The sequence below is a fragment of the Bacillus cereus group sp. MYBK108-1 genome, from assembly GCF_051917185.1.
Taxonomy (GTDB): domain Bacteria; phylum Bacillota; class Bacilli; order Bacillales; family Bacillaceae_G; genus Bacillus_A; species Bacillus_A cereus.
In genome coordinates this window covers 1-17610 of the sequence record NZ_JBQAHZ010000028.1, presented here as the reverse complement: position 1 = coordinate 17610, position 17610 = coordinate 1, and the positions used below count along the sequence as shown (strand labels likewise).

Genomic DNA, 17610 nt, shown 5'->3' with positions numbered 1-17610 from the left:
TCTTACGAGCAGCCTCTTTTTCTTATAATTAGAACTGGATTTTCTTCTCTAAGAAACCTTTTAGTTCGCTAATTGGCATACGAACTTGTTCCATTGTGTCACGGTCACGTACTGTAACAGCTTTGTCTTCAACTGAGTCGAAGTCGTATGTGATACAGAATGGTGTACCGATTTCGTCTTGACGACGGTAACGTTTACCGATAGAACCAGTTTCATCAAAGTCTACCATGAAGTCTTTAGCTAATTCTGCGAATACTTCAGTAGCACCTTCAGATAGCTTCTTAGATAATGGTAAGATAGCTGCTTTGTATGGTGCTAAAGCAGGGTGGAAACGAAGAACTGTACGAGAATCGTTTTCTAATTGCTCTTCTTCATATGCATCACATAAGAATGCTAATGTTACGCGGTCTGCGCCTAAAGATGGCTCGATGCAGTATGGCACGTAACGCTCATTCGTTTGTGGATCAATATAGTTAAAGTCTTCGTTTGAATGTTCCATGTGACGTTTTAAGTCGAAGTCTGTACGAGATGCAACGCCCCAAAGTTCGCCCCAACCGAATGGGAATTTGAATTCAATGTCAGTTGTTGCATTACTGTAGTGAGATAACTCTTCTTCACCGTGGTCACGAAGACGCATGCTCTCTTCAGACATACCAAGTGAAAGTAACCAGTTTTTACAAGTTTCACGCCAGAATGCAAACCACTCTAAATCTTCACCAGGCTTACAGAAGAATTCAAGTTCCATTTGTTCGAATTCACGTGTACGGAATGTGAAGTTACCAGGCGTGATTTCGTTACGGAAACTCTTACCGATTTGGCCGATACCAAATGGAAGCTTTTTACGCATAGAGCGTTGAACGTTTTTGAAGTTTACGAAAATACCTTGTGCTGTTTCAGGACGAAGGAAGATTTCGTTTGTGCTAGACTCTGTAACACCTTGGAATGTTTTGAACATTAAGTTGAACTGACGGATTTCAGTGAATTCTTCACTACCGCAATCAGGACATTTTACTTCATGTTCTTTCATTAAGTCAGCCATTTGGTCGAAAGTAAGACCATCAACAACCATTTCGATGCCTTTTGCATCTAAAGCATCCTCAATTAATTTGTCAGCACGGTGACGAGCTTTACATTTTTTACAGTCAATCATTGGATCGTTGAAGTTACCAACGTGACCAGAAGCGATCCAAGTTTTAGGGTTCATTAAAATAGCTGCGTCTAAACCAACGTTGTGTGGAGATTCTTGAATGAATTTTTTCCACCAAGCTTTTTTAACGTTATTTTTTAGTTCGATTCCAAGTGGACCGTAATCCCAAGTGTTTGCAAGACCACCGTAAATTTCAGAACCAGGGAAAATAAAACCGCGATGTTTCGCTAAGTTTACAACTTGTTCCATTGAATACATAAGAAAATCCTCCTTTTGAAAGTTAACGTATTGGCGATGACATACTCTGATACTTTGGAAACGAGCAGTATATGCTAAAAAGAACATAAAAAAACGCTCATCCCAAGGCTTATTTGCCTAGGGACGAGCGTTTGCCCGCGGTTCCACCCTAGTTGATACACAAAAGGTGCATCCACTTTATCATGTATTGCTCGGGACTGCCGTTTCCTTGCGGCTTCAGGCTTTCACTATCCCTGAATCGCTTTTTATGCAAGTACTTATAAGTCCGTCATCGCTACTTATATTAATAATAATGAACATATTCTAACACGTTCTTTTTTAAATCTCAATAGAGGAACGCGTCTATCTATGATAGAGTCTCGCCTATTTTTTCATTATTTATTCCGTAATTTTGCTTAATATGCTTAATTGCTTCACGCTTACTTAATGGAGCGAGCTCCTTGTTTTGAACGTATTCCCAAACTACATTCGGATTTGTTTTTGCATATTCACGAAGGACCCAGCCAATCGCTTTTTGGATGAAAAATTCTTTTGAAGAATGTAGTTGTCCAATAATCCAGAAAAGAAGTTCTTCATCCATCTTTTGTTTATATTTTAGTTGGAATAAAATAGCGGCACGTTGTAACCATATGTTATCTGATGCAATCCATTTTGGAATATAGGCAGAAATTAATTCTGGATGTTTTAAAAAGATATCGCCTAAAAATGTAGGGACGATGCTATCGACAGAGTCCCACCAAGATTTTGTGACAATCAGTTCTTCTAAGAAGGGGATATGAGTTTCATTTATATGCTTTTTATATTTTTGCATAATATCAAGTGCGGCCGCTTGGAATTCACGTTCTGTTAAGTCCCAAAGCTCACGTATGATAATTTGGAAGTCTTTTGGATCTGGGAGAGTATGTATTTGAATGATGTCTTTTAATAATTGACGTCTTTCCGGTGTTTGAATACCTAGAAAGGGGAAGTGATTTTTCATATAACGAGCCATAGGTTCTGCTTTTTCAGGATTTTGATGAGCTGTAAAATGCTCTTGTAATGCTTTTACAAATGGATGCATAAGTGTTGCTCCTCTCTTATTCTCTTTCTTTTCTTATTATACAAAGAGTTTGGATAAATTTTAAAACATAACTTGCAATGTAATGAAATATGTTGAAAGTAGAGAGGAGAGGATAAGATGGAGGATCAAGGCGTATTAGCAGGTTTCTTTGCTCTTAGTTTTGCGTTTATTCTTGTTATATTGATTTGGGCAATTATTTCATATTTGTTAACGGCTTTTGCACTTTATTCGATGGCGAAAAATGATGGTGCAACGGACGGGGTGCTTGCGTTTATTCCGTTTTTGAATAGTAAGACGTGGGGTGACTTAGCGAAAGATAAATTACCAGATTTTTTGAAAGAAGAAGCAGGGTGGAAAGTATTCGGTATATACGTTGCATGTTTTATTTTTAATTTCGTACCAGTTATAAGTTTACTAGCAACAGCTGTATCGATTGTATTGTCCATTTATCTTATCTACGCTATTTTAGACAGATACGGAACGAACTCTATATTATTTACGATTATTCATGTAATCACATTTTCGGTGTTCTTACCGATTCATTTATTTATCATTCGAAATGAACGGGTGAGATATAAAGAGTAGATTTTTCTTTTTTGTTGATAAGTCGATATATTTTAGATATAAGTAAAAAAGCGCCCTGATTATCAGAGCGCTTTTTTTACTACATAAGGTAGCGTAAATAAATATAAATGTGAGAAATGATTAATGAAACGATCATAATTGGGAAACCGACTTTTAGGAAGTCCATGTAACTAAATTTATGTCCTTCGCGGCTCGCGATACCTGCAACGATTACGTTAGCAGAAGCTCCGATTAATGTTCCGTTTCCACCCAGACAAGCACCTAGTGCTAATGCCCACCATAATACATCGATTTGTGCGTCAGATGGTGATAAGCCTAGCCCAACTGCCATATCGTTAATAAGTGGAATCATTGTTGCAACGAATGGGATGTTATCAATTGTTGCAGAGGCGATACCAGATACCCATAAAATAAGGATGGATGCGTAAGAAATATCTCCGCCTGTTATACCAATTACTTTTTGAGCTAACATTTTGATAAGACCGATATCGATAAGTCCTCCAACAAGTACGAATAGCCCTGCGAAGAAGAAGATTGTTACCCACTCTACGCTTGCAAATACTTCCTCAATTTCATGCTCTTTCACACCAATTAACATAAGTACAGTAGCACCAGTTAAGGCGATAATAGCGGCATCAATATGGAAAATAGAATGAGTCATGAAACCTACAATTGTAAGTCCAAGTACCGTTAAAGATTTTTTCATTAATACTGGATCTTTAATGTATTGTTTTTCATCTAAGCTCATTAATTTTTTAACTTGTACAGGATCGGCAATTAATTGTTTGCGATACATAAAGTAAAGTATTATCGCTGTAACTGCAATAATAATAATTACGATTGGTGCTAGATTCAATAGGAAAGCATTGAAGTCTAAATGCTTATTGGCAGAACCAATCATAATGTTAGGTGGATCACCAATTAATGTTGCTGTTCCTCCAATGTTTGAAAAAATAATTTCAGAAAGTAAATAAGGAACAGGATTTACTTGCAGTATGCGCGTAATAGATAAAGTAACTGGAACAACAAGAAGTACAGTTGTAACGTTATCTAAAAATGCGGAGCCAAGCGCGGTAAGTAAGGAAAGTGAAATTAAAATTTTAATTGGATTTCCTTGAGCTCCTTTTGCTGCTTTAATAGCAACGTATTGGAAAACACCTGATTTACTCGTAATGTTCACCAAAATCATCATACCGATAAGTAACGTAATCGTTCCCCATTCAATATGTTTCGTAAAGGCGTTGTGTAAATCGACGACTCCCACAATTACCATGAGTGCTGCACCAAGAAGTGCGATGACAGCACGATTAATTTTTTCAGAAATAATAATGGCATATGTAATTAAAAAGACTGCGATAGCAAAATAATACTGCCAGTTAGCGAGTTCTTGCGTTGTTTCGTGCAAAAATCTCATCTCCTTTCATTCACTTTTTCTTAGTGTGTCAAAAATGTTCTAGAAGAAACACACATAACGTCATTATAAAGTAGGAAAATGGCGGATGTAAATGAAAGGGGGGATTTTGTCATATTTTCTGCATAGGTCATTTTTTCTTATTTTTTAAAATATTTGTGGGCATTTGACATATATATAAGATACATCCAATCTGAATATTTAAAATGGAATTAGCATTCGAGCTTGTTCGTGTAGGAGTGTCAAATAGAAAGGAATGACAAAAATGATAAGGAAGGGATCGTATGGATGAACAACGATTTTTATTTTTAGACTTTGAGTTTACGATGCCCCAGCATAGAAAGAAACCGAAAGGATTTTTTCCGGAGATTATTGAGGTAGGACTCGTTTCAGTTGCTGGCTGTAAGGTAGAAGATACGTATTCATCACATGTCAGGCCGAAAACATTTCCCTCTTTAACGGATCGATGTAAGAAGTTTTTGGGAATAAAACAAGAAGTCGTGGATAAAGGGATTTCATTTCCTGAACTCGTTAAGAAGCTTGCAGAATACGAAACGAAATGTAAACCGACAATTGTAACGTGGGGAAATATGGATATGAAAGTGCTGAAACATAATTGTGAAATGGCAGGGATAGCTTTTCCATTCTTCGGACAGTGTCGTGATTTATCGCTTGAGTATAAGAAGTTTTTTGGAGAAAGAAATCAAACAGGATTATGGAAAGCAATTGAGGCGTATGGAAAAGTAGGGACAGGGAAGCATCATTGTGCGCTTGATGATGCGATGACGACGTACAATATTTTTAAACTAGTAGAAAAAGATAAAGAGTATTTAGTAAAGCCAGCACCTCCAACATTAGGAGAACTTGTTGATTTTTCAAAAGTGTTAAAGAAAGTGAGCACACAGTAACGACCAAATTGCACATTATGTAATTTGGTCGTTTTGTTTTTTAGAGTTTGTAGTCTTTCTTTAACTGTTGTAATGTTTCTAGACTACGAACCGCAAAAGGTGAATCATCTTCAGAAAATGAATTCATTTGAGTTTCTAATGCTAATTTTAGTGACTCGGTATAATCCGGAATTTCTCCTTCATATTTTTTCACCATTTGCTCTGGAATGTTCGTCTGTTCACGGAAAGCTAAAGCGCGTCTTTCGTGGAAAAATGGTACGTCAGCTTGTTTTACGTTATGTAAGTCACCTTGCACCGGATGTTTTAAAACAGCTAATACTTTTACGACGTAACTGCCAGGGCGGCTATTTGTAACTTCGCCAATGTATTTTCCTGTTTTATAAATACCAGTAACGATTTCGCCAATTTCAAATGTTTCTCTCATATTTTTCACCTCAAGTTTATAGTAAGGAAAGTACGGGAAGGAGTCAAAGAAATCATTTGCTTTCAGAACGCCCCTTGAGAATATGGATAGGTTCCACTATAATTTAAAATGATATAACAGAAAATTCTGATGTTTTATAAATCCTATAATAAGGAGTGTTCTATATGATGCCTTTATATTTTCCGGAAGATAAAACAGAATATATTATTCCAGGGATTGTTTGCGTTCTATTTATTATCGGTGCTATTGCCACGTGGCGCATGTTTATTCGTGTATCAAAAAGAGAAGCAGAGCGATTGCAGAAAGTTGAAGAAAAACTATTAGCTGAAAAGAAACAGTAATGCATTTTTGTATGTTTCCCTCTATGCTCGGACAATCTAAGGGCAGAATATATTTTGGAGGGAATAAAATGAAGAAACGGCTTTTTTTCAGTTGTTGTTTATTATTTCTGATGGCAGGTTGTGACCAAGGAAAGCCGAAAGAAATTGAAGTGAAATTACATAATGCTTCAGGAGATGAAGTAGGGACTGCGAAAGTAGTGCAGCAAACAAGTGGCGTGAAAATTACGATTAAAGGAGAAGGTTTCACGCCAGGACCACACGGACTACATGTACATGAAATCGGAGAGTGTAAGGCACCTCGTTTTGAATCATCCGGGAATCATTTTAATCCTGATGATAAAAAACATGGTCTTCTTAATCCGACGGGTGCAGAAAACGGTGATTTACCGAACGTAGTTGCAGATGGTTCTGGAAAGATTAAAGCGGAAATCGATGCACCTCACATCACACTTGAAGAAGGAAAAACGACGATTCATAGAAAAGATGGAGCGTCTATTATTATTACAGAAAACCCTGATGATGGTATGACTCAACCGACAGGTAAATCAGGGGATCGAATTGCTTGTGGCGTAATTGTAAAAAAAGCATCGGATATGAAGAAAAAGTAAAAGCTACCGTGAATGGTAGCTTTCTTTGTGAAATGTAATTGAAAATATATCAGCGATTATTGGAATATATCGACTGTAACTCAAATTATATCGGCGATTATTGGAATATATCGACCGTAACTTGAAATATATCGACTTACCGACAAAATATGACAAAGGAGTCTGTCCAAGAATGATTAGGGGGACAGACACCTTTCTTATTATGAAAACGTATGACGCAGTCTGTTTAAAATTTCTTCTAAAACAGATCGTGGACAGCCGATATTAATTCGAATATGTTCTTCGCCACCTAACCCGTATTTCTCACCAGGTTCAACAATGATTTTTCCTTTTTCCTCAAGTAATGCAGTACGCTCGTTTTGAGAAAGCTTTAGAAGAGAACAATCAATCCATAATAAAAAGCTACCTTCTGGCTTCGTTACGGAAAGAGCAGGTATGTGAGTTTTAATATATTCACAAGCAAATTGAGCATTATCTTCTATATATAATCGAATTTCGTTTAGCCAATCATTACATTCTGTATAGGCACTTTGCATCGCTGTATAAGCGAAGATATTTAATCCGTGGAAGCCTTGTCTATATTGGATAGATGTAAAGGCTTGACGGAGTTTTTCATTTGGAATGATAATAATCGATGCTTGTAATCCAGCGATATTAAATGTTTTACTTGGAGCCATACAAGTAATCGTGCGAGCTGCTAATTCTTCAGATAAAGAAGCGAACGGTGTATGTGTATGATCTGCGTAAATAATATCGGAATGAATTTCATCCGCCACAACGATTACGTTATATTTAGTACATAACGATCCGAGCTGCAAAAGTTCCTCTTTCGTCCAAACGCGCCCGATTGGGTTATGAGGGCTACAAAGAAGCATGAGTTTGATGCCTTGCTGAAACTGCTTTTCTAAATGCTTGAAGTCTATCACATATGTATCATTTTGTTTCTGTAATGGACTCACGTATAACTGTCTGTTGTTTGTTGTGACCATTTCGAAAAATGGAGGATAAATAGGTGGTTGTACGAGAACGGATTCGTTTTCTTTTGTGAAAGCCTGTATGCTCGTACTAAGAGCTGGAACGATTCCGGCGCTAAAGACAATCCATTCTTTTTGAATATCCCAGTCGTATTGTTGTTTTGTCCAGTTACAAATAATATTCCCAATATTTTCGGGAGGAAGTGTATAGCCAAAAATCGGATGTTCGATTCGTTGTTTTAAGGCAGTTTGAATTGGTTTTGGTACTTCAAAATCCATATCAGCAATCCAAGCATGGATAAGTTCTTCGTTTTTATATGTATCCCATTTTATACTATGCGTTCCACGTCGATTGATTGCTTTATGAAATAGTTGCATAAGTTTGCTCCCTTCTTCTGTAAAACCAATAAGTTATGAAAGTTCTCTCTCTTCTTATAGAATAGCTGATGTGATAGGATAAAGAAAAGTATTAAAAAGTGAAAAGGCGGGAAGCGAATGGGTACATATGAAAAGATGATAGAGGTTGTGAAGAATTGGGATCCGTTTCAAATGGGACCGGAGTTTTATGAAACAGAAGCGAGCGATGTTGTGAACGTCATAAGTGTGTTTGACGATCCAAAATACATCGCAAAGAAGATTCAACATATATACTTTATGTCTTTTGAGGAAGTACCTGCGCTTGAAAAATGTGAGAAATTAGCTATGGAATTACTTGTAATAAAAGAAGGTGGAAGCTGTTCATTATAGGCTGTCGGAATTTCCGACAGCCTTTTTTATATTATCCCGCTATTTTCCGGGCAGTAAGACCCTCACCTCAAAATTCAGCGGAAGCAAAGAAGTTAGGTGGGGACTGATTAAAGTTTCATTTTATTGCGCGGAAAAAGCGATAATTTCTTCATAAACATGTTCAGGCTTTTCTTCAGGTAGTAAATGTCCTGTATTTTCATAAGAAATAAATTTTGAATTCGGTAAATCTTTGTGTAGACGATGACCTACATGTACAGGGACGACGCGGTCTTTTTCACCCCAAATGAGTAGGGTAGGTGTTTCGATTTTTTGTAATTCAGTTGAAGATAAGTCACCTTCACGGTCTCGTATCATGCGAGTTAAAGCGGGAAATATACGGTTGTCATAAAAAGGAGCGGAGTAACCTTTTTTCATTTCATCGTCAATTAATGAGTGATCATGAACGACATTCATTAAGTTATGAACAATGCCGCGCCGTATAATCCAGTTCTTTACGTATAAATGAAAGAACGGTAAATAAGAAGAGTATAGTAAAGGTAAGGTTGCGCGCGCTAAATAGCTCGAGCTACATAGTAAAATCGTCTTTGAAATGAGTTCAGGACGTATACGGTTTACATAGAGAGAAATTTGCCCACCCATAGAATGCCCAACTAATACAATGTTTGAGAGAGATAAATGTTCAATTAAATCAATAATAATCGTTGCTAAATTGTGATAAGAATACTTAAACAGATGAGACTTATCACTTTTTCCGAACGGTGGTAAATCAAGAGCAATGACTGTTCCTTCCTTCGCTAGTAAAGGAATGAGACGGCGGTAACTGAATGAGGAAGATAAAAAGCCGTGAACGAGTACGAAAGTAGGGCGTTCTGTTTTATTATCATGTTCATACAATTCGTAATGAACAGTAGTGCCGCGAGTGGAAAAAGTGAAATAAGGACAAGTATATTTATGATTCATTTTTTGTCACTCCATTGATTTTTGTTCATATCATCTCCAAGGAAGAAGAAAATATGTTAACAAAAAAAGGCAAGATGACGATGTCATCTTGCCTTTCGTTTATTCAGTATTACCCGCGCACAATATTAGGCGGTGTTTTTCCTTGTAATCCTGCAACTAAATTTTCAGCGGCGGTCATGGCCATTTGCTGACGAGTTTTTAATGTTGCAGATCCGATGTGCGGTAAAGTCACAACATTTTGTAATGATAAGAGTGGATTATCTTTTTGAATTGGCTCTTGTGTAAAAGTATCGATGCCTGCTGCAAAGATTTTCTTTTCTGTTAAAGCATGGATTAACGCTTCTTCATCTACTGTTTTCCCCCGAGAAGCATTAATGAAGATTGCTGTTTCTTTCATTAATGAAAATTCCTTTTCTCCGATAAGGTGATATGTTTCATCTGTTAATGGAGTAAGAAGAACAATAAAGTCAGACTGCTTCAGTAGCGTCTGTAAATCACAATATGTAGCATCGAATTTTTGTTCAGCTTCTTCTTTACGACGGCGGTTATAGTAAAGAACATTCATATCAAATCCGAATTTTGCTCGTTTTGCAACGGCTTCTCCAATTCGGCCCATACCGATAATACCAATTGTGCTATGGTGTACATCTAGTCCGAAGTGTTCTTTTCCGATTTCAGCGTTCCATTCACCATTTTTTACGTAAGAATCGAGTTCGCAAACGCGGCGCCCAGCTGATAGCATAAGGGCGAAAACGAGATCAGCTACTGTATCATCTAATACGTATGGTGTATTCGTTCCGATAACCTTTCGATTTTTCATCGCTTGTAAATCAAAATTATCGTAACCGACAGAAATGTTGCTCACTACTTTTAAGTTAGGAGCCACTGTCAGTAATTCTTCATTAATAGCAGATCCGAAATTTAATAACCCATCTTTATCTTGTATTTTCTCTAATAGAACATCACGAGGTACTTTCTCATTTTGATCCCATTTTTCATAATCACAGTGTTCTGATAAATAGTTTTCTACAAATGTCGGAACTGGTTCAGCAATATAAATTTTTGGTTTCACGGTTCCATCCCCTTTCGCTTTATCACGCATTTTTCCGCTGATTAAAGTTTCACTTTATTTTGACATAATTCAATAGAAAAATCTTCTTTTCAAACTGGAAAGGGTATTTGTATAATTTAGACACAAACGAAAAGGAAGGATGATTTATATGGTGACAGAAAAAGAATTAGAATTATTAGCTTGTCTTGAAAAGAGTAGTCGATTATCTGTAGATACATTAGCGAAGCTGTTAAATATAGAAGTAGAAGAAGTAAAGAAGATGGTTGCGAGATTAGAAAATGAAAAGATTATTGTGGATTATGTAACACATATCGATTGGACGAAAGTGAAAGAACATACAGGTTTAACGGCAATGATCGATGTGAAAGTTACGCCAAAGCACGGCGTTGGGTTTGATGCGGTTGCTGAGCAAATTTATCGTTATTCAGAAGTGAAATCCGTTTATTTAATGTCAGGGACATATGATCTTTCTATTACATTAGAAGGTAAAACGATGGGGGAAGTAGCGATGTTTGTTTCTGAGAAATTAGCAACAATTGAATCTGTCGTTTCTACAACTACTCATTTCATTTTGAAGAAGTATAAACATGAGGGCGTTATTTATGAAAAAGACGATGATGATAAGCGAATTGTGGTGACACCATGAAGCAATTTGAACTATCTAGATCAGCAGAATCTTTAAAACCATCTGGTATTCGAAAATTTTTTGATTTAGCAGCAAATATGAAAGGTGTTATTTCCCTCGGGGTAGGAGAGCCGGATTTTGTTACCCCTTGGAATGTAAGGCAAGCATGTATTCGTTCTTTGGAACAAGGGTATACGTCATATACAGCAAATGCAGGATTATTGGAGCTCCGTCAAGAAATAGCAAAGTATCTAAAAAAACAATTTGCAGTATCTTATGACCCAAGTGATGAAATCATTGTTACAGTTGGAGCGAGCCAGGCGTTAGATGTAGCAATGCGCGCCATTATAAATCCTGATGATGAAGTGCTCATTATTGAACCAAGCTTCGTTTCTTATGCACCACTTGTGACATTAGCTGGAGGAGTTCCAGTTCCTGTGGCGACTACTTTAGAAAATGAGTTTAAAGTACTACCAGAACAAATTGAAGCAGCTATTACAGCGAAAACAAAGGCGATTTTGCTTTGTTCACCAAATAACCCGACAGGTGCAATGCTAAATAAATCCGAGCTTGAAGAAATAGCAGTGATTGTTGAGAAGTACAATCTAATTGTATTATCTGATGAAATTTATGCAGAGCTTGTATACGACGAAGTATATACAAGTTTCGCGAGTATTAAAAATATGCGCGAGCATACGATTTTAATTTCAGGATTTTCAAAAGGGTTTGCGATGACAGGATGGCGTCTCGGTATGATTGCAGCTCCTGTTCAATTTTCAGAATTAATGCTCAAAATCCATCAGTATTCAATGATGTGTGCACCGACGATGTCTCAGTTTGCAGCACTTGAGGCGTTACGCGCAGGGAACGATGAAGTAATTCGAATGAGAGATAGTTATAAGAAGCGTCGTAACTTCATGACGAAATCTTTCAATGAAATGGGCTTAACGTGTCATGTGCCAGGCGGAGCATTTTATGTTTTCCCTTCTATATCTTCAACAGGATTATCTTCAGCGGAATTTGCAGAACAGTTATTGCTGGAAGAAAAAGTGGCTGTTGTCCCTGGTAGCGTATTTGGCGAAAGTGGTGAAGGTTTTATTCGTTGTTCTTATGCAACATCGCTTGAACAACTTATGGAAGCAATGAAGAGAATGGAACGATTTGTAGAAAATAAAAAAAGGACAAAACGTAATACGTTTTGTCCATAAAAGGGGGGGAATACTAGAAAGCCATGTGTTAGTATTCTATCCCAATATTGGATAATTATACTTCTTTAAGGGAAATTTTTCATGAATTTTGAATGAGTTCTGTCATAGTGGTATAATTTACTAATATAAGGTATACGCATTCTAGATAAAGTTATCTAGAATGCGTACTAACCAATCGGATATTTAAAATAAATATATCTGCTTTGCTCTCTATAATTGTAGAGAGAATGGTAAACGTATGGGAGTGTTTCATATGTCAGAACAATATACAACAGGAGTGGTTGTAACAGGGAAAGTGACTGGAATTCAAGATTACGGTGCGTTTGTAGCGTTAGATGCAGAAACACAAGGGCTTGTGCATATATCTGAAATTACAAATGGATATGTAAAGGATATTCATGACTTTTTAAAGGTCGGCGATACAGTAGAAGTAAAGGTACTTTCAATTGATGAAGAGCACAGAAAAATGAGTTTATCGTTAAAAGCGGCGAAAAGAAAACAAGGAAGGATTCTTATACCGAACCCATCTGAAAACGGATTTAATACGCTGCGAGAAAAGTTGGCAGAATGGATTGAAGAGTCCGAGTTAACAAAGTAAAAGAGGAACGCATATGAGCGTTCCTCTTTTACTTTATCTTATGATATATATTTGCAAATATGATTGCATGCAATCATATTCGTATGTCGGAGGTGAAAGGACATACTGATTATCGAATTTCGTTTGTTTCTGGGTGCGTACCAAGATTTTCAGATGGTTTAAACAGTAAACCAAGGTTGATAAGCCCAGATATACCAACGATGCCGTAAATAATACGTGCAAGAGCTGAATTTTGTCCACCGAAAATGGCTGCTACTAAGTCAAACTGGAAAAACCCGATTAGTCCCCAGTTCACAGCGCCAATTACAGTAAAGACTAATGCGATACGTTGTAAAGTACTCATGAAAAAGCCCCCCTTAATTGTGAAGCATGAGCAAGCAATGAGTTAATTAACTCTTTTATAGAATGGGGTAGTTATGTTGTTTTTATACATAAAAAATGTTTGAAAGAAGATGTATATACATCTATACCGAAAAATGCGAATTTTTATGCAAAAAATGAACTTTTTCTAAAAAATATATATTGGTTACGTTTACAATGTTTGAATCGCTTGATTTACAACTTCAGTTTCGCTAAAGTGAATACAGAAATACATATCCATAATTGGAGGGAAAAAGATGAGTACACATGTAACGTTCGACTATTCTAAAGCGTTATCCTTCATCGGTGAACATGAAATCACTTATTTACGTGATGCAGTGAAAGTAACACATCACGCAATCCACGAAAAAACTGGAGCTGGGAACGATTTCCTTGGGTGGGTAGACCTTCCGCTTCAATATGACAAAGAAGAATTCGCTCGCATTCAAAAATGCGCAGAAAAAATTAAAAATGACTCTGACATTTTACTTGTTGTAGGTATCGGTGGTTCTTACTTAGGAGCACGTGCAGCAATCGAAATGTTAAACCATTCTTTCTACAACACGCTTTCTAAAGAACAACGTAAAACTCCACAAGTGCTATTTGTTGGACAAAACATTAGCTCCACTTACATGAAAGATTTAATGGACGTATTAGAAGGTAAAGACTTCTCTATTAACGTTATTTCCAAATCAGGTACAACAACAGAGCCAGCACTAGCATTCCGTATCTTCCGTAAGTTATTAGAAGAAAAGTATGGAAAAGAAGAAGCTCGCAAACGTATTTATGCAACTACAGATAAAGCGCGTGGTGCATTAAAAACATTAGCTGATAACGAAGGTTACGAAACATTTGTTATTCCAGATGATGTTGGAGGTCGTTTCTCTGTATTAACGCCAGTTGGTTTATTACCAATCGCAGTAAGTGGCTTAAATATTGAAGAGATGATGAAAGGTGCAGCTGCTGGTCGTGATGACTTCGGAACATCAGAACTAGAAGAAAATCCAGCTTACCAATATGCAGTAGTTCGTAACGCTTTATACAATAAAGGAAAAACAATTGAAATGCTTGTTAACTATGAACCAGCACTTCAATACTTCGCTGAGTGGTGGAAACAGTTATTTGGTGAAAGTGAAGGAAAAGATCAAAAAGGTATTTTCCCATCTTCAGCAAACTTCTCAACTGATTTACACTCATTAGGTCAATACGTTCAAGAGGGTCGTCGTGACTTATTTGAAACAGTTCTTAAAGTAGGTAAATCTACACATGAACTAACAATCGAATCAGAAGAAAACGATTTAGACGGATTAAACTACCTTGCTGGTGAAACTGTAGACTTCGTAAATACAAAAGCATACGAAGGTACATTACTTGCACATAGCGACGGGGGAGTACCAAACTTAATCGTCAATATTCCTGAATTAAATGAGTACACATTCGGTTACCTTGTATACTTCTTCGAAAAAGCATGTGCGATGAGCGGCTACTTATTAGGCGTGAATCCATTTGACCAACCTGGAGTAGAAGCATATAAGAAAAACATGTTTGCTTTACTTGGTAAACCAGGATTTGAAGAATTAAAAGCAGAATTAGAAGAGCGTTTAAAATAATAAAAAGCGACCGGATTCCGGTCGCTTTTTATTATTTTATCGAAAAGTCCATCAGTATATTCAAACTAAAGTGGGTATGCTAAAGGAAAAGTCTAGGAGGGATGGGCTTGATTCCGATTCAATCAAATTTAGAAGGACGTACATATGCGTTATATAAGTTAGAAGAGATTATGAAACCACTTGGATATAGCATTGGTGGTAATTGGGATTATGATAAAGGATGCTTCGATTACAAAATCGATGAAGAAGATGGGTATCAATTTTTACGAGTTCCATTTACAGCCATTGATGGAGAACTAGATGTACCAGGCGTAATAGTTCGTCTTGGAACGCCGTATATTCTTTCGCACGTATATCAAGACGAACTAGATGATAATGTGAATACTTTAACAGCTGGAACAAGTGGAATGGATCAATTTGCTGAGCCGAAAGATCCAGATGGAGATGTGAAAAGAAAATATATCAATATTGGGAAAGTGCTCATGCAAGAATTAGAGCGTCATTTTACTAATGGTGAATAACAATGAGTATGTCGCTTTCAATGAGAACAAAGGAATGAACTGGATTAATCATATATTGTTCGTCGCGCTTTATACCTAGTAAGAGAATGTTTTGCTTTAAAAGAGTATAACTACAATTGGCAAAAGTTTGTCCGGTGCAGGACGATGGAAGCTCCATCAGTTGTAATTTATTATCAGAGATTTCGTCGTAAAGTGAAAATAGTACACCTGAAATAGAAGGGAATAAAAGAGAAGCGGTAAATACATAGCTCGTTAATTTATTTCCTTCTATAATTTCTGACACGCCAGCTCTCGTTGCATTTTGTATTTGTTCAGAAGTAAGAAGTTCAGCGATGCAGTGAATGTTTGGGTTGAGCCCTTTTGCAGTTAAAATATTTAAAATGGACTGTGTATCCGCTAAGCTTTCGTTTTTTTCTTTATCAGCTGTTATTAATATGGTGTGTGCCGTTGCAATATTAGCCTTTAATAAAGTTTGATCGTGATGCGGACAACCTTTTATAAATTCTAAATGATGAAATGGTTTTGGGAGTAAAGAAAGTGTTTCATCAATTAAAACGATATCAAGGTTTGGTTGTAATACGTGCATTTGCTTTACAACATGTTTTGCGCGCTCATTCCAGCCAACGATAATCATATGACCGTTAGAAGTAGCGGCTTCTTCACCTTTAATTTTCATATATTGTTTATTAATCATTTCAGTAGCAAACAGCACCATATAATAAGAACAAAAGCCAGTTCCTAATAAAATAATACTTATACCTATTAGTTTTCCTATCGTCGTATGGGGAGCAAAGTCGCCATATCCAACTGTAAAAATGGTAACGATTGACCACCAAATTCCGTCAAACCATGTAGTGAAATGAAAAGGTTCTAATCTATGTATAAGAAAACCGGAAAAAGCAGTCAGTACAATAATAAAACAAATTAAACGAAAAATAATGGAATCACGAAATGTATCTACTAAATTCGGACGGGATTTCAATTGCCTATTCCTCCTTACTTTGTAGGACTACATTCATTGTTGCCATTATAGAAAAAAGAAAAACTCTCTAATTAAAGAGAGTTTGTTTTACGTTACATACTTTCCACTTCAGTTTGTTGGACACTTTCAAGATGCTGGAGAGCATAGTAAACATCAGCGGTATGTCTTTTTTGATCAATGGACAGTTTAAGATGTAAATAGTGAGAACCGTTTTCTAATGTTTTAAGCTTCATATTCTTAACTTTTATATCCATTTCTTTTATTTCTTCAATTACGATTGGGATATTGTCCATATTTCGTACAACAAGTTTCACAGCGATATCACGTTGACGAAATGATCTAGGACCTACATATTTCATCGCGAGTGGTATAAGTTCGACACTAATCATAAGGAAACACATTCCGAATATCGCTTCAATATAGAATCCGGCCCCAACAGCAATACCAATACCAGAAGCACCCCAGATCATAGCGGCAGTCGTGAGCCCTGCAATGCTATCGTTGCCTCTTCTTAAAATTACGCCAGCACCTAAAAAACCAATTCCTGATACAATTTGAGCGGCAAGTCGAAGTGGATCCATATTCATATGATCGGTATGTGGTAAGTTATAAGCTGCTTTAATAGAAACAATCGTTAGGAGGCAACTAATAATAGAAATAACTAAACACGTTTTTAAACCAAGTGGTTTCCGTTTTAATTCGCGTTCTAAACCAATGGCAAATCCTAAAATAGCCGAGAGACCTAGTTTGATTAATAAATCGGTATAGTCCATATATATTCCTCCTTGTATGATATGCTATATGAATAAAACGTTTATTATAGAAAGAAACGTCTTTTGATAGAGTAACTTTATATAAAATATATGTAGGAATTGCTCATACATGAAAGAGATATTTCGTTTAAGTATATGATATAAAAAAAGAAATGTGGGCAGTTTTAAAAAAAGTTTATAAAAGGTGTTGCATTTCATTTTTCACCATGATATATTAATAACCGTCGCTGATGCGGAAACGCAGAAAACGACAAAAAAGAAATTAAAAAACTTAGTTGACATCGAAAAACGAAGATGTTAACATAAGGAAGTCGCAAATGAGCGACCAAGTAGTTCTTTGAAAACTGAACGAAACAAACAACGTGAAACGTCAATTTTTATTTTAGATGCTAGACAAACTAACTTTATTGGAGAGTTTGATCCTGGCTCAGGATGAAC

At 36.5% G+C, this 17610-nt stretch carries 20 protein-coding genes; 10 read left to right on the top strand and 10 right to left on the bottom strand.

The features are described from left to right. Positions 1–28 precede the first annotated feature (28 nt). The gene (locus ACTFSL_RS26225; protein ID WP_440042652.1) at positions 29–1405 is read right to left on the bottom strand and encodes a glycine--tRNA ligase; all 1377 of its coding nucleotides are present in this window, start codon (positions 1403–1405) and stop codon (positions 29–31) included. A gap of 346 nt (positions 1406–1751) precedes the next feature. Further along, complete coding sequence (locus ACTFSL_RS26220) at positions 1752–2465, bottom strand: DNA alkylation repair protein (RefSeq protein ID WP_440042650.1); 714 nt, start codon at positions 2463–2465, stop codon at positions 1752–1754. Between the two features lie 117 nt (positions 2466–2582). On the opposite strand from ACTFSL_RS26220, the gene ACTFSL_RS26215 reads away from it, so the two are divergent. Further along, on the top strand, positions 2583–3050 hold the full coding sequence (locus ACTFSL_RS26215; protein WP_440042649.1) for a hypothetical protein: 468 nt from the start codon (positions 2583–2585) through the stop codon (positions 3048–3050). Positions 3051–3129: 79 nt separating this feature from the next. On the opposite strand, the gene ACTFSL_RS26210 is transcribed toward ACTFSL_RS26215, so the two are convergent. After that, complete coding sequence (locus tag ACTFSL_RS26210; protein ID WP_000545231.1) at positions 3130–4455, bottom strand: ArsB/NhaD family transporter; 1326 nt, start codon at positions 4453–4455, stop codon at positions 3130–3132. A 290-nt stretch (positions 4456–4745) separates the two neighbouring features. On the opposite strand from ACTFSL_RS26210, the gene kapD reads away from it, so the two are divergent. Continuing rightward, positions 4746–5369: a 3'-5' exonuclease KapD gene (gene kapD, locus ACTFSL_RS26205; RefSeq protein WP_000344356.1), complete on the top strand. Its 624-nt coding sequence runs from the start codon at positions 4746–4748 to the stop codon at positions 5367–5369. Positions 5370–5409: 40 nt separating this feature from the next. Here the strand turns inward: kapD and ACTFSL_RS26200 are convergent, their stop codons facing one another. After that, positions 5410–5793, bottom strand: a complete 384-nt coding sequence (locus ACTFSL_RS26200; RefSeq protein ID WP_103621981.1) for a kinase-associated lipoprotein B — start codon at positions 5791–5793, stop codon at positions 5410–5412. A gap of 164 nt (positions 5794–5957) precedes the next feature. Here ACTFSL_RS26200 and ACTFSL_RS26195 point away from each other — a divergent pair, with 164 nt between their 5' ends. Further along, positions 5958–6134, top strand: coding sequence for a hypothetical protein (locus tag ACTFSL_RS26195; protein WP_000982757.1), 177 nt, complete (start codon positions 5958–5960; stop codon positions 6132–6134). Positions 6135–6202: 68 nt separating this feature from the next. After that, entirely contained in the window at positions 6203–6742 is a 540-nt protein-coding gene (gene sodC / locus ACTFSL_RS26190; RefSeq protein WP_440042647.1) for a superoxide dismutase [Cu-Zn], read from the top strand. Between the two features lie 200 nt (positions 6743–6942). On the opposite strand, the gene ACTFSL_RS26185 is transcribed toward sodC, so the two are convergent. Continuing rightward, a complete protein-coding gene (locus ACTFSL_RS26185) occupies positions 6943–8094 on the bottom strand; it encodes a MalY/PatB family protein (RefSeq protein ID WP_324656026.1) in 1152 nt (383 codons plus the stop codon). Between the two features lie 117 nt (positions 8095–8211). On the opposite strand from ACTFSL_RS26185, the gene ACTFSL_RS26180 reads away from it, so the two are divergent. Next, on the top strand, positions 8212–8463 hold the full coding sequence (locus ACTFSL_RS26180; protein ID WP_000537638.1) for a YugE family protein: 252 nt from the start codon (positions 8212–8214) through the stop codon (positions 8461–8463). Positions 8464–8583: 120 nt separating this feature from the next. Here the strand turns inward: ACTFSL_RS26180 and ACTFSL_RS26175 are convergent, their stop codons facing one another. Together ACTFSL_RS26175 and ACTFSL_RS26170 are read right to left on the bottom strand one after the other, a co-directional pair. After that, positions 8584–9423 carry an alpha/beta fold hydrolase gene (locus tag ACTFSL_RS26175; protein WP_440042646.1) on the bottom strand — a complete coding sequence of 280 codons (840 nt, stop codon included), beginning with the start codon at positions 9421–9423 and terminating at the stop codon, positions 8584–8586. Between the two features lie 109 nt (positions 9424–9532). After that, positions 9533–10525: a 2-hydroxyacid dehydrogenase gene (locus tag ACTFSL_RS26170; protein ID WP_002041993.1), complete on the bottom strand. Its 993-nt coding sequence runs from the start codon at positions 10523–10525 to the stop codon at positions 9533–9535. Between the two features lie 118 nt (positions 10526–10643). On the opposite strand from ACTFSL_RS26170, the gene ACTFSL_RS26165 reads away from it, so the two are divergent. From ACTFSL_RS26165 to yugI, 3 genes are all read left to right on the top strand, one after another. Beyond that, complete coding sequence (locus ACTFSL_RS26165; RefSeq protein WP_000255696.1) at positions 10644–11141, top strand: Lrp/AsnC family transcriptional regulator; 498 nt, start codon at positions 10644–10646, stop codon at positions 11139–11141. Then, positions 11138–12328 (top strand): aminotransferase, encoded by a 1191-nt coding sequence (locus tag ACTFSL_RS26160; protein ID WP_048568252.1) that lies wholly within the window; start codon positions 11138–11140, stop codon positions 12326–12328. Before ACTFSL_RS26165 ends, ACTFSL_RS26160 begins: the two co-directional genes overlap by 4 nt. Positions 12329–12581: 253 nt before the next feature. After that, complete coding sequence (gene yugI / locus ACTFSL_RS26155) at positions 12582–12926, top strand: S1 domain-containing post-transcriptional regulator GSP13 (protein ID WP_000003764.1); 345 nt, start codon at positions 12582–12584, stop codon at positions 12924–12926. 109 nt (positions 12927–13035) lie between these two features. Here yugI and ACTFSL_RS26150 read toward each other — a convergent pair whose 3' ends face one another. After that, positions 13036–13269 (bottom strand): DUF378 domain-containing protein, encoded by a 234-nt coding sequence (locus tag ACTFSL_RS26150; RefSeq protein WP_000105788.1) that lies wholly within the window; start codon positions 13267–13269, stop codon positions 13036–13038. Between the two features lie 274 nt (positions 13270–13543). Between ACTFSL_RS26150 and ACTFSL_RS26145 the strand changes: the two genes are divergently transcribed. Both ACTFSL_RS26145 and ACTFSL_RS26140 read left to right on the top strand, forming a co-directional pair. Further along, positions 13544–14896, top strand: coding sequence for a glucose-6-phosphate isomerase (locus ACTFSL_RS26145; RefSeq protein WP_000103658.1), 1353 nt, complete (start codon positions 13544–13546; stop codon positions 14894–14896). A 107-nt stretch (positions 14897–15003) separates the two neighbouring features. After that, positions 15004–15417, top strand: coding sequence for a YugN-like family protein (locus tag ACTFSL_RS26140; protein ID WP_000612334.1), 414 nt, complete (start codon positions 15004–15006; stop codon positions 15415–15417). Here the strand turns inward: ACTFSL_RS26140 and ACTFSL_RS26135 are convergent. Continuing rightward, positions 15404–16399: a potassium channel family protein gene (locus ACTFSL_RS26135; RefSeq protein ID WP_000842320.1), complete on the bottom strand. Its 996-nt coding sequence runs from the start codon at positions 16397–16399 to the stop codon at positions 15404–15406. The two genes, ACTFSL_RS26140 and ACTFSL_RS26135, sit on opposite strands and share 14 nt — an antisense overlap. Before the next feature lie 92 nt (positions 16400–16491). Beyond that, complete coding sequence (locus ACTFSL_RS26130; RefSeq protein ID WP_000386676.1) at positions 16492–17172, bottom strand: MgtC/SapB family protein; 681 nt, start codon at positions 17170–17172, stop codon at positions 16492–16494. Positions 17173–17610: the final 438 nt, after the last annotated feature.

What these genes read in the sequence shown, in the direction of transcription:
- ACTFSL_RS26170 (WP_002041993.1), bottom strand. Translation starts at nt 10,525, where the DNA reads ATGCGTGATAAAGCGAAAGGGGATGGAACCGTGAAACCAAAAATTTAT.
- ACTFSL_RS26180 (WP_000537638.1), top strand. Translation starts at nt 8,212, where the DNA reads ATGGGTACATATGAAAAGATGATAGAGGTTGTGAAGAATTGGGATCCG.
- ACTFSL_RS26150 (WP_000105788.1), bottom strand. Translation starts at nt 13,269, where the DNA reads ATGAGTACTTTACAACGTATCGCATTAGTCTTTACTGTAATTGGCGCT.
- ACTFSL_RS26200 (WP_103621981.1), bottom strand. Translation starts at nt 5,793, where the DNA reads ATGAGAGAAACATTTGAAATTGGCGAAATCGTTACTGGTATTTATAAA.
- kapD (WP_000344356.1), top strand. Translation starts at nt 4,746, where the DNA reads ATGGATGAACAACGATTTTTATTTTTAGACTTTGAGTTTACGATGCCC.
- ACTFSL_RS26145 (WP_000103658.1), top strand. Translation starts at nt 13,544, where the DNA reads ATGAGTACACATGTAACGTTCGACTATTCTAAAGCGTTATCCTTCATC.
- ACTFSL_RS26215 (WP_440042649.1), top strand. Translation starts at nt 2,583, where the DNA reads ATGGAGGATCAAGGCGTATTAGCAGGTTTCTTTGCTCTTAGTTTTGCG.
- ACTFSL_RS26160 (WP_048568252.1), top strand. Translation starts at nt 11,138, where the DNA reads ATGAAGCAATTTGAACTATCTAGATCAGCAGAATCTTTAAAACCATCT.
- ACTFSL_RS26175 (WP_440042646.1), bottom strand. Translation starts at nt 9,423, where the DNA reads ATGAATCATAAATATACTTGTCCTTATTTCACTTTTTCCACTCGCGGC.
- ACTFSL_RS26195 (WP_000982757.1), top strand. Translation starts at nt 5,958, where the DNA reads ATGATGCCTTTATATTTTCCGGAAGATAAAACAGAATATATTATTCCA.
- ACTFSL_RS26225 (WP_440042652.1), bottom strand. Translation starts at nt 1,405, where the DNA reads ATGTATTCAATGGAACAAGTTGTAAACTTAGCGAAACATCGCGGTTTT.
- yugI (WP_000003764.1), top strand. Translation starts at nt 12,582, where the DNA reads ATGTCAGAACAATATACAACAGGAGTGGTTGTAACAGGGAAAGTGACT.
- ACTFSL_RS26165 (WP_000255696.1), top strand. Translation starts at nt 10,644, where the DNA reads ATGGTGACAGAAAAAGAATTAGAATTATTAGCTTGTCTTGAAAAGAGT.
- ACTFSL_RS26185 (WP_324656026.1), bottom strand. Translation starts at nt 8,094, where the DNA reads ATGCAACTATTTCATAAAGCAATCAATCGACGTGGAACGCATAGTATA.
- ACTFSL_RS26130 (WP_000386676.1), bottom strand. Translation starts at nt 17,172, where the DNA reads ATGGACTATACCGATTTATTAATCAAACTAGGTCTCTCGGCTATTTTA.
- ACTFSL_RS26220 (WP_440042650.1), bottom strand. Translation starts at nt 2,465, where the DNA reads ATGCATCCATTTGTAAAAGCATTACAAGAGCATTTTACAGCTCATCAA.
- sodC (WP_440042647.1), top strand. Translation starts at nt 6,203, where the DNA reads ATGAAGAAACGGCTTTTTTTCAGTTGTTGTTTATTATTTCTGATGGCA.